9 protein-coding genes are annotated in these 13565 nt (G+C 63.6%); 7 read left to right on the top strand and 2 right to left on the bottom strand.

Annotated elements, in window-relative coordinates; translation table 11 throughout:
- The first annotated feature begins 111 nt into the window (after positions 1 to 111).
- The 5 genes from K1X11_RS15400 to K1X11_RS15380 all read left to right on the top strand — a co-directional run bounded on the left by K1X11_RS15400 (position 112) and on the right by K1X11_RS15380 (position 9155).
- The gene (locus K1X11_RS15400; RefSeq protein WP_221031128.1) at positions 112 to 4149 is read left to right on the top strand and encodes an immunoglobulin domain-containing protein; all 4038 of its coding nucleotides are present in this window, start codon (positions 112 to 114) and stop codon (positions 4147 to 4149) included.
- Positions 4150 to 4211: 62 nt separating this feature from the next.
- Positions 4212 to 7577 carry an immunoglobulin domain-containing protein gene (locus tag K1X11_RS15395; RefSeq protein ID WP_221031127.1) on the top strand — a complete coding sequence of 1122 codons (3366 nt, stop codon included), beginning with the start codon at positions 4212 to 4214 and terminating at the stop codon, positions 7575 to 7577.
- A gap of 29 nt (positions 7578 to 7606) precedes the next feature.
- Positions 7607 to 8059: a molybdenum cofactor biosynthesis protein MoaE gene (locus tag K1X11_RS15390; protein WP_221031126.1), complete on the top strand. Its 453-nt coding sequence runs from the start codon at positions 7607 to 7609 to the stop codon at positions 8057 to 8059.
- A 212-nt stretch (positions 8060 to 8271) separates the two neighbouring features.
- The gene (locus tag K1X11_RS15385) at positions 8272 to 8637 is read left to right on the top strand and encodes an energy transducer TonB (RefSeq protein WP_221031125.1); all 366 of its coding nucleotides are present in this window, start codon (positions 8272 to 8274) and stop codon (positions 8635 to 8637) included.
- A gap of 152 nt (positions 8638 to 8789) precedes the next feature.
- Positions 8790 to 9155, top strand: a complete 366-nt coding sequence (locus K1X11_RS15380; RefSeq protein ID WP_221031124.1) for an energy transducer TonB — start codon at positions 8790 to 8792, stop codon at positions 9153 to 9155.
- Between the two features lie 33 nt (positions 9156 to 9188).
- Here the strand turns inward: K1X11_RS15380 and K1X11_RS15375 are convergent, their stop codons facing one another.
- Positions 9189 to 10226, bottom strand: coding sequence for a hypothetical protein (locus tag K1X11_RS15375; protein WP_225919454.1), 1038 nt, complete (start codon positions 10224 to 10226; stop codon positions 9189 to 9191).
- A 152-nt stretch (positions 10227 to 10378) separates the two neighbouring features.
- On the opposite strand from K1X11_RS15375, the gene K1X11_RS15370 reads away from it, so the two are divergent.
- Together K1X11_RS15370 and gndA are read left to right on the top strand one after the other, a co-directional pair.
- Positions 10379 to 10663, top strand: coding sequence for a hypothetical protein (locus K1X11_RS15370; RefSeq protein ID WP_221031123.1), 285 nt, complete (start codon positions 10379 to 10381; stop codon positions 10661 to 10663).
- Between the two features lie 123 nt (positions 10664 to 10786).
- Entirely contained in the window at positions 10787 to 12292 is a 1506-nt protein-coding gene (gene gndA / locus K1X11_RS15365; protein ID WP_221031122.1) for an NADP-dependent phosphogluconate dehydrogenase, read from the top strand.
- Positions 12293 to 12467: 175 nt separating this feature from the next.
- On the opposite strand, the gene K1X11_RS15360 is transcribed toward gndA, so the two are convergent.
- Positions 12468 to 13472 carry an autotransporter outer membrane beta-barrel domain-containing protein gene (locus K1X11_RS15360; RefSeq protein ID WP_221031121.1) on the bottom strand — a complete coding sequence of 335 codons (1005 nt, stop codon included), beginning with the start codon at positions 13470 to 13472 and terminating at the stop codon, positions 12468 to 12470.
- Positions 13473 to 13565 lie beyond the last annotated feature (93 nt).

The following is a 13565-nucleotide window of genomic DNA, read 5'->3' as shown; positions in this document are numbered from 1 at the left end:
GCGCGCCCCCCAAAAAAAATGCGGCGGGTTTGACGCGGTCGGTTGTCATTTAGGACCGACAACGCCGTGACCCCTCCGTGACGGCTCCTCCCGTCGTCTCCCCCTTGCGATATGAAGAAGCCTTCGCCTCACCGCATGCGCGTCGTCACACCTCTGTGGCGTCAACTGACCGTCGGCCTGGGCCTCAGCCTCGCGCTCTCCCTCGCGGCTCAAGCGGCCATCGACACGGTCGTGGTTACCCCCAACCAGATCGTCAACGCCGGCGAGCCTGCGGACATGGAAGCCATCACCACGCCGGAGACCGGCGCTTTCCGCTTCCAATGGTATCACGACGGCGAAGCACTGCCCGGCGCGACGGAGCGTCGGTTCCGCATCGACTCCACCACCACCGCCGACGCCGGTCTCTATCATGTCACAGCCAGCGAGGACGAGGTCTCCTTGGCCAGCGCTCCCGTGGCGCTCGAAGTGCTCACACCGGCTCCACCCGCCGTTTTTCTATCCGGTGACCCCGACCTGGAGCTCAACTACGGTTCTGCCCTCAGCATTTATCCGGTCGTGCAAAGCGCGCTCCCCGTCACCTACGCATGGACCAAGAACGGTGAGCCCTACAGCTCCGATCTCTTTCTGCGAATCGGCCTCCCCTCCTACCCAACGGATGCGGGCGAATACGTCTTCACAGCCACCAATGCGGCGGGGAGCAGCTCCCTCCCGCCCTTTCACGTGACCGCCCCTGCCAATACCGCTCCGCGCATCACCCTGTTATCGGCTCCGGCCTCCCTTTCCCCCGGAGATGACTTCGGCGTTTTCCTCTATCACACGGGCACCCCGCCGATGACGGTCGAGCTCCTGCACAACGATGACGTGATCGCGACGCAGGAAACGTGGGTTCAAGCATCGTTCGACATCCCCAACATCACCGCTGCCAACCTCGGCACTTATCGGGTCCGCCTGACCAATGTGGCCGGCGAAATCACTTCCGACCCATGGGAACTCGCTTTCCGCGAGCCAGACCCACTCTACCTCCGCATCGCCGACGGTGAGCGAACCCTGTTCCCGGGAAAGTCCCTTACCCTGTTGGCCACTTCAAACATCACGGACTCGACTCAAATCCAGTGGTTTCGCAACGGCCTGCCCATCCCCGATGAAACCCATTGGTCTCTCCGCGTCGACACCCCCGGCAACTATCGAGTGGAGGACTACAGCACCGGCAAAACCTTGCGCAGCGACCCCGTGATCGTCGTTCAAACCCTCGATACGCCTCGGCCTATCTTTGTCCGTCAACCCTCCGATCAGGTCCTGATCCCGGGCTCGTCCAATCACTATATCCGCGTCGCCGCACAATGCTCCCTGCCCTACTCCCTGCAATGGTATCACAACGGCATGGCGCTTCCCGACGCCACCTCCTCGACCCTGCAGCTTTCCCCCAATCTGGCCGGCACGGTCCACGTGGTGGCGACCACCAGCGAGGGGACCAGCACCCGCTCTCTCGACGCCAACATTTCCATCATGCCCGACCGTGCGCCGACTATCCTCGCCCATCCCTCCAGCCGGATCGTCGATGAAGGACAACGCTCCTTCGAAGGTGTGGGGCTGACCTTTGACTTCGTCCCCTTCGGGGAGAACTTTTACGTGACCGGTTCTCCCCAACCTACCCTGCAGTGGTATAAAGACGGCCAACTTCTGGCTGAAGCCACCGGCTCCTCTCTGCGTTTCAGCGAGGTGACCCTGGACCACGCTGGGACTTATCACGTGGTCGCGACCAACTCCGTCGGCAGCGTGCAGAGCGAACCCGCCACCCTCACCGTCCAGCCCTACGATGGACCCAAAATCTATCAACAGCCCAACAGCCTGGAGCTCATCGCGGGCAGCTCGGGCCGCCTGCAGATCGTGGCCGATTCCACCTATACCCTCACCTACCAGTGGTTCAAAGACGACGTCGCTTTGGCCGACGGCCAATCCGCGCAACTTGACCTCACGGGGGCCGGGCCGGCCGATGCCGGCACGTATCACGTGCTGGTCAGCAACAAATATGGGTCAACCCGCAGCGCCGATACCACCGTCCACTTTCACCGTCTCGCCGACCACCCGGTCCTTCGTTCCGTCTCGGGCGACGTCGTCGCTGCCTACGGCTACGAAACCGAACTGGAAGCAGCTCCCTACGCCCCGTCGCTGGACGTCCAATGGACGCTGAACGGCGCGCCCATCACCCAGCCTCTCCTCCGCACATCCCCCACCTCTCTTCCGCTCACCGTAAGCGAAGATACCGTTGGAACCTACACCGCCACCGTCACCACCCCCGATGGCACCGTCACGACGCGGGAAATCGAAGTGTCGCGCCTCACCTCTCGACCTCACCCTCGCATCCTTCGCCAATCCGGCAGCATGCCCCGGAGCATCGACCAACCGGTCCGGCTGTATGTCCACGTCAGTGGCGAAGAACCTTTTGCCTACCAGTGGTATCACAAGGGCGAGCCCTTGACCGACGAAACCGGCCCCGAACTGGAGTTTCCCCACTTCACCGCGGCAGCGGCCGGCGACTACCACGTCGAGATCACCAACGCCTGGGGATCCATCACCAGCCAAACCATGCGGCTCACCCTCCAAGAAGACACCGCGCCGGTGATCATCAGCCACCCCGCCTCTCAAACCATCACCGACCCCACCGCGCTCCCCCAACTCAGCGTGACTGCGCGGTCGCTCTACGGCGCCAACTTCTTCTATCAATGGCATCGCTCGCCCGAACCCTTTGATGCCTCCACCGACACCACCGGGGCCACGCTGCGACTCCCACCCGACGAGCCCTTTTCGGGAACCTACTACGTGACCGTCACCAACCGCGCCGTCAGCAGGGACAGCCGACCGGCCGTGATCACCACATTGTTTCCGACAGATCCGCCCGTCATCGTCGAACACCCCGCCGCCCAAACCGTTTACGCCGGCACGACCGCGACGTTCAGCGTCACCGCGACCTCCGACGCGGAACTCAACCTCTCCTACCAATGGCTGCTGAACGGCACCCCCGTGGCGAACGCGACCAGCGCCACCCTGGAGCTCGCCGCAGTCCTTCTAAGCGACGATGGCTACGTCACGGCACAGGTGCACGACGGCACCACCCTGGTCTCAAGCAACGCTGCCCGCCTCGAAGTGCTGCCCCCGAGCGCACCGGCCTTCATCCTCCAGCCGGAGGGGCGGTCCATCCCCGCCGGCGAGACCGCGACCCTCTCCGTCGCCGCCTCCGGCGACCCGACCCCCACCTACCAATGGCGACGCGACGGCCGCCTCATCGCCGGCGCCACCGGCCCCACCCTCACCTTGCCCGATTTCAACGCGTCATTGTCTGGCAACTACACCGTCATCGCTTCCAATCCCTTCGGCCACGCCAGCAGTCAAACCGCCCGGCTCGATCTCGCCATCGCCCCCGGCACCCTCGTCGCGCGACACGAAGCCTACCGCGCCCGGCACGACGGCCGCCCCCGGGTGTGGATCCGCAACACCGTCGACTACGAGGGCTCGCCGGACCAACTCACGCTCCAGGCCCTCCTGCCCGCCGGCTGGACCTTCATCAGTATCGAATCTTCCACTACAGCCACCTCCTCGACCGAACCGGGCGACACCGATCTCGCCGAATGGACATGGACCGGCGGTCCCATTTCCGTTCTGCATTTCACCTACCTGCTGGAGAACACCTCCGGCGCGGCCGACGCCGAACTCGTAACCCGCATCGAAGCCTCCTTCGACGGCTCCCTCACCGCCTCGCTGGCCAACCCCGATCCGCTCATCCTGCCCGCACCCCCCACGCGACACGACAGCGATCTGAATGACGACGGACAGATCGAACTCTCCGAACTGCTCCGCGCCATCGAGCTCTACAACACGCGGTCGGGCACCACCCGCACCGGTCGCTATCGCCTCAACGCCGAGACGCCCGACGGCGTCGAAGCAGACCCCACCGCGCTCACTCCACCTACCGGCGAACGCCCCATCCTCGCGCGCTTCCACTCCGCCGACACCAACCGCGACGCGGAACTCTCGCTCTCCGAACTCCTCCGCATCATCGAGTTCTACAACCACCGCAGCGGCACCACCCGCACCGGCGCCTACCATCTCGACTCCACCACCCTCGACGGTTTCGCTCCGGGCCCAAACTGATCCGCCCTCGCGCTAAGCCTCTCCCATTGAACTTAAACCCTCGGTCCATAAATCGCCTCGCAATGAGCGTTTTGCCTCCGCGCTTTTCACTCAACCACCTGCGCGCCATCCGCAGCACATGGGTCATCCTGTTCGCCACCACGGCTGCATTCGTCCTCGGTGCGCCCCCCATGATCCTCGTGCACCCGGCATCCACGCAACTGGTGGGTGGAGCCGATATCGGTATCAGCGTCGATGTGCGAAGTGACTTAAGCTTCACCTACCAATGGCGACGCAACGGCGTGCCGGTGAGCGGCGCCACCAACAACTCGCTCTTCTTCTCGGCCACCGACCCAAGCCGCGCGGGGGACTACGATGTCGTCGTAAGCAACGCCGATGGCTCCGTCACCTCGCGCACAGCGCGTGTCAGCATCCCCACCACCACAAACCCACCGGTGATCACCTCGGTCGGTCCGGACCGCCGCGTCGACGTCGGATCCTCCGTAGCAGTGGCCATCGGCGCCACCGGCCATCCGTTCACCAGCGTGCAGTGGTTTAAAAACAACAGCGCGCTCTCCGGCCAGACTCAGACCTACATCTCCTTCGACTCCGCGACCGCAGCAAACTCCGGCACCTACCACGCCGTGGTCACCAATGCCTTTGGCTCCGCCACCAGCGCCTCCATCACCCTCACCGTAGGGGCCGGCTCCGGCGGAGACACTCCGCAATTCACCGCCGGTCCCGCTCACTTGACCACCGTGAAAGCCGGCGAATCCCTGTTCCTCAGCGTGCAGGTGACCAGCAATTCCACGGCGACGTATCAGTGGTTCAAGGACGCCGTCGCCCTCACCGGAGCCACCGGATCTTCGCTGAGCATCGACCAGGCTACCGCCGCGACCGCCGGGGACTACCACGTCGTCGTCACCAATGCCGCCGGCTCAGCCACCTCTTCGACCGCCACCGTGGTGATTCAACCGCCGGAGCCTCCCGTGCTCCGCTATCACCCGTCATCCAAAGTGGTCGCGCGCTACGACAGCACGTTGCCCCTCACCGTGTCCGCGGTCGGCACGGCCCCCCTGCGCTACCAATGGTATCGCGACGGCGTCGCCCTTCCCGGCGCGACCTCTTTCCAACTGTTTCTCGAAACGCTCGATTCTCCCGAGGGCAGTTTCACGGTGGTGGTGACCAACGACGTGGGCTCGGCCGAAAGCGATCCCGCGGTGATCGAAGTCGTCGATGCTTTGAGTGGCCCCACCTTCGTCACGCAACCGCAGGACGTGACCGTCAACCCCGGCGAACCGTTTGCGCTGATCGGCGAGGCCATCGGCAGCGATGTGCGCTATACGTGGTGGAAAAACGGGCAAGAGTGGCGGGGGTTGAGCACCCCGGATTTCACCGTTCAGTCGGCGAGCCCATACCACGCCGGCACCTACGTCCTCGTCGCGACCGATTACACCGGCAGCCGCCCCAGCCGCACCGCGACCGTCACCGTGCTGGCCGGCGAGGCCCCGGTGATCACCCAGCAACCGGAGGGACTCTCCGCGTCGTTTGGCGATACGGTCACCTTTTCGGTCGCGGCCACCGGCGTCCCGGCCCCCACCTATCAGTGGAACCACAATGGCGGCCCCATCGAGGGCGAGACCGGAACCACGCTCACGCTCAACAACGTGCAGGCCGCCGACGACGGCACCTACTGGGTCACCGTCACCAACGGGGTCGGCTCGGTGAACAGCCGGATCGTCGAGCTCGACCTGCCGGTCACATTCCCGGTGTTCACCAAACCCACCATCTCCATGGCCACCACCACCGTCGCTGTGCCGCCGGGTGGAGAGCTCGTCCTCGCGGCCCACGTGACCGGCTGGCCCGACCCGGACCTGTGGTGGACAAAGGACGGCACGATCATTCCGAACCAAAATCAGCCGACCCTGCGCCTGCCCGGATTCGCCGCCCGTGATGCCGGCTTCTACATGCTCTCGGCCCGAAATGGGCGCGGGCTGACCCGCGGTCCCGCCGTCACGGTTTCAGTCGGCTCATCCATCAACGACACCACGTATCGCACTCCCGCCACTGCGGCGAATTTTGGCGCCCTGGACTTCGACACCCTCGGCCGGGCGACGCTGTTGCTGCACGTGCCAGCGACCGGACTGGTCGCCTTCGCGCAGAACCTGACCCTCGCCAACAACGACACCACCGAGATCGATCTCGCCCAGACCTCGACTGAAGCCGTCCCTGGCGCCTACCGGGGCAAACTCCTGATCGGGCTGACGCCCACCGGCGCGACAATCACGCTGCCGGACGAGTCCGTGGTTCTCGAAACCACCCCGGTCGCACCCGACGCCTTCACCCCATCCGCTTTGATCGGACACCACTCGCTGGCGCCGATGCGCAGCCTACTGCCCTCGAGCCATCTTTTCGTTTTCGGAGACGGCAACGTCGAGGCACTCGTCCTGAGCGGCGCCACCCAGACCCGACTGCAGGGAACCATCACCCCAAATGGCTCCTTCCAACTCACCGCCAATGGGCAAACCCTGGCCGGTTCGCTGCATGACAATTCCTTAACCGCCACACTGACCGGCGGCACCTTCGGTGCGCTGTTTGCCACGCCAGCGGCAGCCAACGGCCCCGAGCGCTTGATCAACCTCTCCACGCGCACCCGCCTCGGTGCCAATCAACAGATCATCGTTGGCTTCGTGGTCGGCGGCCAAGGCGGACTCGCTACCATGCTCCGCGCCGTGGGACCGACCCTGAGCAACTACCAGATTGCCGGTTACCTGCCCGACCCTCGCCTGCAGCTCTACGCCAATGGCTACCCGTTTTTGGAAAACAACAACTGGTCGCAGGGCAGCGACGCCAACGGACTCAATCTGACCGCGAGCCAGGTCGGCGCCTTTCCCCTCGATGAAAACAGCACCGACGCCGCGCTCCTCTACCAAGCGTATGCCGGTCCGGTGACCATGCATGTCAGCGACGCCTCCGGCGAGCCGGGCGTCACGCTGATCGAAATCTACGATCGCCAGGCTCCGGTGGGCTACGCCGCCCGGCTCACCAACCTCTCTGCCCGAGGTCAGGTCTCGGGCTCCGGCGAAGGCGCGGTGGTGCTCGGATTTGTGGTCTCGGGCCCGCAACCCAAACGACTGCTCATCCGCGGCATCGGCCCCACTCTGGGCACCTTCAACGTCGCCAACCCGCTGCCCGATCCGGTGCTCAGACTCTTCGAAGGCGAGCAGGTGTTGCTGCAAAACAGTCGTTGGACCGACGCCCCCAACGCCTCCCAGCTACCCGGCGTGAGTGCCCAAGTGGGCGCATTCGCGCTGGCCGAGGACAGCAACGATGCCTGTCTGCTGGTTCACCTCCCGCCCGGGGTTTACACCGCGCAGATTACCTCGGCCCAACAACAGAGCGGAGAGGCCATGGTCGAGGTTTACGAAGCACCGGCCGTCGACAACTAGACCGGCCTCCGTTCAACCTTGGCCTCAGCATGGCTTTTAAAATCAGCGACCAACCCATCGATCCGGCCCCGCTCGCCACGGCCCTCGACCATCCGCGGGCCGGGGCCTGCGCGACCTTCGAGGGTCGCGTGCGCAATCACAACGAGGGCCAGCCCGTTGACTCGCTGGAATACGAGGCCTTCGCCGAACTCGCCGAACGCGAAGGTGAACGCGTGCTCGCCGAAGCCCTCGAAAAATTCGACCTCCTCGCGGCCGAGGCCGTGCACCGCGTCGGCCACCTGCAGATCGGCGACATGGCCGTGTGGGTGGGCGTCGCCGCCGCGCATCGCGGACCCGCCTTCGACGCCTGCCGCTACATCATCGACGAGCTCAAAGCCCGCGTGCCGATTTGGAAAAAGGAACACTACTCCAGCGGCGCCACCACCTGGATCAACTGCGCCACCCGCGGCGATTTTGCGGACGCCTCTCCTCCACTCGCTTGAGTTCAAGTCGGCGGCACACGGCAACCGCAAAAGCCTTTCAGTATTACTAATTTGAATACATCGGACAGTTTCTGGCTGAAATGTTTTCATGGCTGAGCGCGGTCATCTGCCCGGCTTTCAGAGGTAAATTCGCGTCAGGCCAAAAGCCCTGCCTGCCCGCCACCAATTCGTCACCTCAACTCGGCGGCAATCGGGCCGAAAACAGGGCCGACATGCCAGCAAAACCATCCTGTCTTCTGCTCGCCCTCTGCCTCGCCATTGCGAGCTCCGTCTTCGCCGCGGATGCTCCCGAGATCCACTCCGCCGTGGATGTCTTTCCCCAGCCCTTGCGCACCCCTCCGCCGGAGTATCCGCGCAAGCTCCAGATCAAGGGAATCACCGGCATGGTGGTGCTCGAACTGATCGTCGACGACACCGGCAAGGTCGACAGCGCCGCGGTCGTGAAATCGACCGAAGACGACTTCAACGCTCCTTCGCTGGAAGCGGTGAAAAACTGGCGCTTTCGTCCCGCCCAAAAAGACGGTCACGCCGTCTGGGTGCGCTTGAAGCTGCCCTTGAAGTTCACGCCGCAGACCTGAGGTGAAGCTCGGCCGCACGCCGGCGCGGGCAGCGCCAGGATGAGGAGAAGCCTCCAGCGCCAGCAGAAGTTCTCCTCAATTTAGACACGACCTGAAATTAATTCATGTAATCGGCTCAAGTCGCCTCGACTTGCGCCGAAGGCGCTGTCGTCATGCCTAAGCATACGAATCGCCTCCGTCTCCTGAGTCTGATTTTCGCCTTCGTCGGCAGCGCCATGTGCGCCGTCGCGGGCGACCCGGTCGTCCACTCCCAAGTGGATGAAAATCCGCAGCCGCTGCGCACGCCGCCGCCGGTTTTCCCGGCGGAGCTTAAAGCCCAAGGCGTGACCGGAATGGTGCTGGTCGAGGTCGTGATCGACGATCAAGGCAAGGTTTCGACCGCCGAGGTGGTGAAATCCACCGTCGACGGCTTCAATGCCGCTTCGGTGAAGGCCGTGAGCCAGTGGGTCTTCAAGCCGGCCAAGAAGGACGGTGCGGCCGTCTGGGTGCGCCTGCGCCTGCCGCTGAAGTTCTCCTGAAACGCGCGATCGCGAGGCCACCGAGCCCGGCGTTCAAGCCAGCGGGCCAGGCACCGGTGAAGTCACGCCGAGTCGGATCGACTCGAGGTTTTCGCGCACGATTTCGCCCATGCAGGCGCAGCGCAGATACGCCTCGCGCTTGAAGTAATCCGCGAGGCCTTCGCGCAGTTGCTTCACGTGTTCGTCGGGCGCGATGCGGTCTGCCATCATCGCTCCGAGCAGCTCAGCCAGCTTGGTCTGGGTGATGGCGGCGCGGTGCAGGATCGCGACGTGTTCTTCGCGTTGATATTGCTGCGCCGTCTCCACCCGCAGGTGCTTCATGCAGAACATCGCCAGCTCTCGGTTCTCTTTAAAAAACTGCGGACGGTAGAAGTTCAGGCGCCCCTCGTAACTCTGTTGGTCAAAATCCATCGCACGGATGCGCAGCTGGAAGTTTTCAAAATCAGGGATGATGACGACGACCCAGTTGTAGGCGCGCATGTCGCCGAGCAGGCGCACGAAACAGCGCTCGTTGAACTTCACCAACTCCTTGGCGACGCGCACGGGTTTGAGATCCCGGCCGGTGAGCCAGTTCTGGGTAAAGGCGTCACCCGGCACCCCCGCCACATGCTCCTCCACCAAGGTGCCGCCGTGAGTCAGGTAGTTCATGCGGTTGGGTGAGAGCAGGTGCTCGAGCTCGAGGCCGTAAACGCGCGACGCGTCACCGCGCTTGATGTAAAAGTAGTCGGCGTTGTCGTTGTAGGCATTGACGATGCGAATGCGAAACGGCGCCGAGTTGCCGAACGAACAGTAGTCGATGCGGTCGACGTAGAGGTGTTGCATCACCGACATGTCGCCATCCGTGCGCAGGAGCGCATACATGCGTTTGAGGTCGTCGTGCAGAGGACCCATCTCCAGCCGGCTGTAGATCACGCTATCCCATAGGGTCGGCTCTCCCTTGGCGTCGGGTAACGGGCAGGACTCCTCAAACCCGCGCAACCGCTCGTAACTCACCGGCAAGGGCCGCTCTCGCCGCCAGTGCAGCAGATACTCGCGCAAGCGATCCGCGATCGGGAAACTGGGTTTTTTCAACTGGGGGCGCTCGTCGCTCACAATGCGGCAACTTGGGCCGTGCCCGATACCCGCGCAACGTCGGAGCCGGGCTGCGCAAAAATTGGTCAAACTAACCGCAGTGCCACCATTGCCCTGTCCATGCGGGGGAGTATCCCTTAGGGAAAACCACCATGTTGTTACTGATGGCCATGACCACGTTGGAGAAGCTGCAGGCGGTGCCGCAGCGTTTCTGGATCAACGTGCTCCTGATCATCGCCGGTGGCGTCCTCGCGCTCATTCTGGTGCGTCACGCCGCGCGCATGAATAAATACGTGCTCGGCCTGCTCATATTCCTGTTCGTCAGCACCGTCGGCTTCCAGTGGATCTACGAACGCAACGAACCGCGGGTCCTCACTCCGGTGGTCGATGTGCTGGCCCAGTTCCTCCCCACCAAGGGGTTTTACCAGTCCCGTTAGCTCCCGCCATGGGTGCGTTCATCAATTGGATGAAGCGCTCAACTGCTTGCGTCTTTTCACAATCCCGGTGCGGGTTTTGCGATAGCCACATCGGCGTTATTCATGCACGTTCACCCTTTCCGTATGCCCAAAGAACACTCCGACATTGGACTCATCGGCCTCGCCGTGATGGGTCAAAATCTTGCCCTCAATATCGCCGACCACGGTTTCCAGATTTCGGTCTACAACCGCACCACGGCAAAGACCGATGCGTTTGTTGAAGCCAATCCCGACACCCCGGGCGGTCTCGTCGGCACGGCCACCATGGAGGACTTCGTCAAGTCCCTCGCCAAGCCGCGCAAGGTCATCATCCTCGTGCAGGCCGGTCGTGCGACCGATGCCGTGATCGACGGCCTCATCCCGCTGCTCGACAAGGACGACATCATCATCGACGGCGGCAACGCCCTCTGGACCGACACCATCCGTCGCGAGCAGGAGCTCAAGGCCAAGGGTCTGCGCTTCATCGGCTCCGGCGTTTCCGGGGGCGAAGAGGGTGCGCGCTTCGGCCCGTCCCTCATGCCCGGCGGCGACAAGGCCGCCTTCAAGGAACTCGCCAAGATCTGGAAGGCCATCGCCGCCAAGGTCGACAAGGACACCGGCAAGCCCCTCGAGGGCGCCGAGCCCGGCAAGCCCGTCAAGGGTGGCGTGCCCTGCACCGCCTACATCGGCGAAAACGGTGCCGGTCACTACGTGAAGATGGTCCACAACGGCATCGAGTATGGCGACATGCAGATGATCTGTGAGGCCTACGACCTCATGCAGGGCATCCTCGGCCTCAAGCCGAAGGAAATGGGCGAGATCTTCGGCGAGTGGAACAAGGGCGCGCTCGACTCCTTCCTCATCGAGATCACCGCCGACATCCTCGGCCAAAAGGACCCCGCCTCCCGCAAGGCCTTCGTCGACGTTGTCCTCGACACCGCCGGCCAAAAGGGCACCGGCAAGTGGACCAGCGTGAACGCCCTCAACATGGGCGTCGCCGCCCCGACCATCGCCGAGTCCGTCTTCTCCCGCTGCCTCTCCGCCGTCAAAGACGAGCGCGTCGCCGCCTCCAAGATCCTCAAGGGTCCGAAGAAGAAGAAATACACCGGCGCCAAGAAGGCCCTTATCCAGGCCATCCACGACGCCCTCTACTGCTCCAAGATCTGCTCCTACGCCCAGGGCTTCCAGCTCATGCGCGAGGCGCAAAACGAGTATGGCTGGAAACTCAACTTCGGCCAAATCGCTCAGATCTGGCGGGGCGGTTGCATCATCCGCGCCGGCTTCCTGCAGAAGATCACCGAGGCCTTCGCTCGCGACAAGAAGTTGGCCAACCTGCTCCTCGATCCCTACTTCAACAAGACGATCCAGGCCGCCCAGGAAAACTGGCGCAAGGTGGTCGCCCTCGCTGCCGAACACGGCATCCCGGCCCCGACCTTTGCCTCCTCCCTCGCCTACTACGACGGCTACCGCAGTGCCCGCCTCCCGGCCAACCTGCTTCAGGCTCAGCGCGACTACTTCGGCGCCCACACCTACGAGCGCGTCGACCAGCCCCGCGGTAAGTTCTACCACGTTGATTGGCCGCAGAAGGACCGTCCGCAGCTCGAGGCCTGAGCCCGGGTCTGACTAAGGATTCCCTTTCTCTCATCCTTCTCGCCGCGTTCCCTCCCCGGAACGCGGCTTTTCTTTGGGGCGCGGGCCGGGCCGCAGTGTCCTGTCCAAATGGATACAAAAAACCCCCGTCAGAAGACGACGGGGGTCTGGAACGTGAAAAGGAGACCGGGCCGCTTCAGAAGCTGCGGCCGACGCTCAGGCGGAGGCCGGTCTGCTCTTCGTCACCGCCGGTGTAGAAGTCGACGGAGCCACGCAGGGCCCAGCCTTCACCCAAGTCGGCATCAACGCCGAGGGAGGCATGGAAGAGACTCTCCGAGGCGTTGGGCACGACACCTTGACCGAGGTCAAAGCCGTTGATCGCTTGCACGGACAGCACTGCGGCGTCGGAGGAAAGCTCGGTGAAGTAGCCCAGCGTGAGGTAGGGCTTCCAGTTGCCCTTGGCGGCCATGATGGTCGCGCCGAAGACCGCGTTGCTCTCGCTGGTGGAGAAGTCGCCCACGATGCGGCGATCCGGCGAGGTGCCCTGCTCGGTGAAACCATCGGCATCGGAATCGACCCAAACCAGACCGGCGAAAGGCACGATGACGATCGAATCGCTCACCGCCCAATCGTAGGACGCACGGACGTAGCCAAAGGTGTCGGAGCCGTCGAACTCGGCCATCGATGAGCCGATGTCGCTGTTGCGAATACCATCGTAGCTCGTCTCGGCCATGCCGAGCGCCGCATCGATGGTGACCGCTCCCACCTTACCCACGACCCAGAGGCGACCCGAGACGCCTTCGGTATCGACGGAGCCCGTGGTGGGCACCGGCGCGGGCGAATTGATCTCTTCGTAGTCGCTGCTCGCGTCGGTCATACCGACGGACACACCCGCGTTCCATTCGGTGGTGCCCCAACCGATGTTGAGGGCAAATTGCTGACCGGAGTTGTCGCGCTTCAGCCGGTCGGTGGCGGGATCGACGTCACGTTCGAAATGCTCACCATCGACGGAAACCGTCCAGCCCTGCGCCGGACTGCGCAGCGTGCTCAGATCGGAGTGCCAGTTGGTCAGGCGCATTTCCAAGCCGGCGGCGTAACCGTTGAGGCTGTCGAAATTATCAATTTGGGCGCGAAGGGCGCCACTCATCAGCAGGCCGGTGAGGCCGAGTGCAAGGATCCGCAAAGTGCGTGTGGTCTTCATGAGTGAAAAGGAATGAATCCGGGTTCGGGCGTTCAGTTCGGTGAATAGGAAAGCGGGTAGCCCCGCAGATAGGACCAGCGGAAACAAGCGTTA

Origin of the sequence: Actomonas aquatica (assembly GCF_019679435.2) — a bacterium.
Taxonomy (GTDB): Bacteria; Verrucomicrobiota; Verrucomicrobiia; order Opitutales; family Opitutaceae; genus Actomonas; species Actomonas aquatica.
This window is presented reverse-complemented; position numbering and strand designations above follow the sequence as displayed.

Coding starts and splice junctions, on each gene's coding strand:
- K1X11_RS15400 (WP_221031128.1), top strand. CDS start 112: ATGAAGAAGCCTTCGCCTCACCGCATGCGCGTCGTCACACCTCTGTGG.
- K1X11_RS15395 (WP_221031127.1), top strand. CDS start 4,212: ATGAGCGTTTTGCCTCCGCGCTTTTCACTCAACCACCTGCGCGCCATC.
- K1X11_RS15390 (WP_221031126.1), top strand. CDS start 7,607: ATGGCTTTTAAAATCAGCGACCAACCCATCGATCCGGCCCCGCTCGCC.
- K1X11_RS15385 (WP_221031125.1), top strand. CDS start 8,272: ATGCCAGCAAAACCATCCTGTCTTCTGCTCGCCCTCTGCCTCGCCATT.
- K1X11_RS15380 (WP_221031124.1), top strand. CDS start 8,790: ATGCCTAAGCATACGAATCGCCTCCGTCTCCTGAGTCTGATTTTCGCC.
- K1X11_RS15370 (WP_221031123.1), top strand. CDS start 10,379: ATGTTGTTACTGATGGCCATGACCACGTTGGAGAAGCTGCAGGCGGTG.
- gndA (WP_221031122.1), top strand. CDS start 10,787: ATGCCCAAAGAACACTCCGACATTGGACTCATCGGCCTCGCCGTGATG.
- K1X11_RS15360 (WP_221031121.1), bottom strand. CDS start 13,472: ATGAAGACCACACGCACTTTGCGGATCCTTGCACTCGGCCTCACCGGC.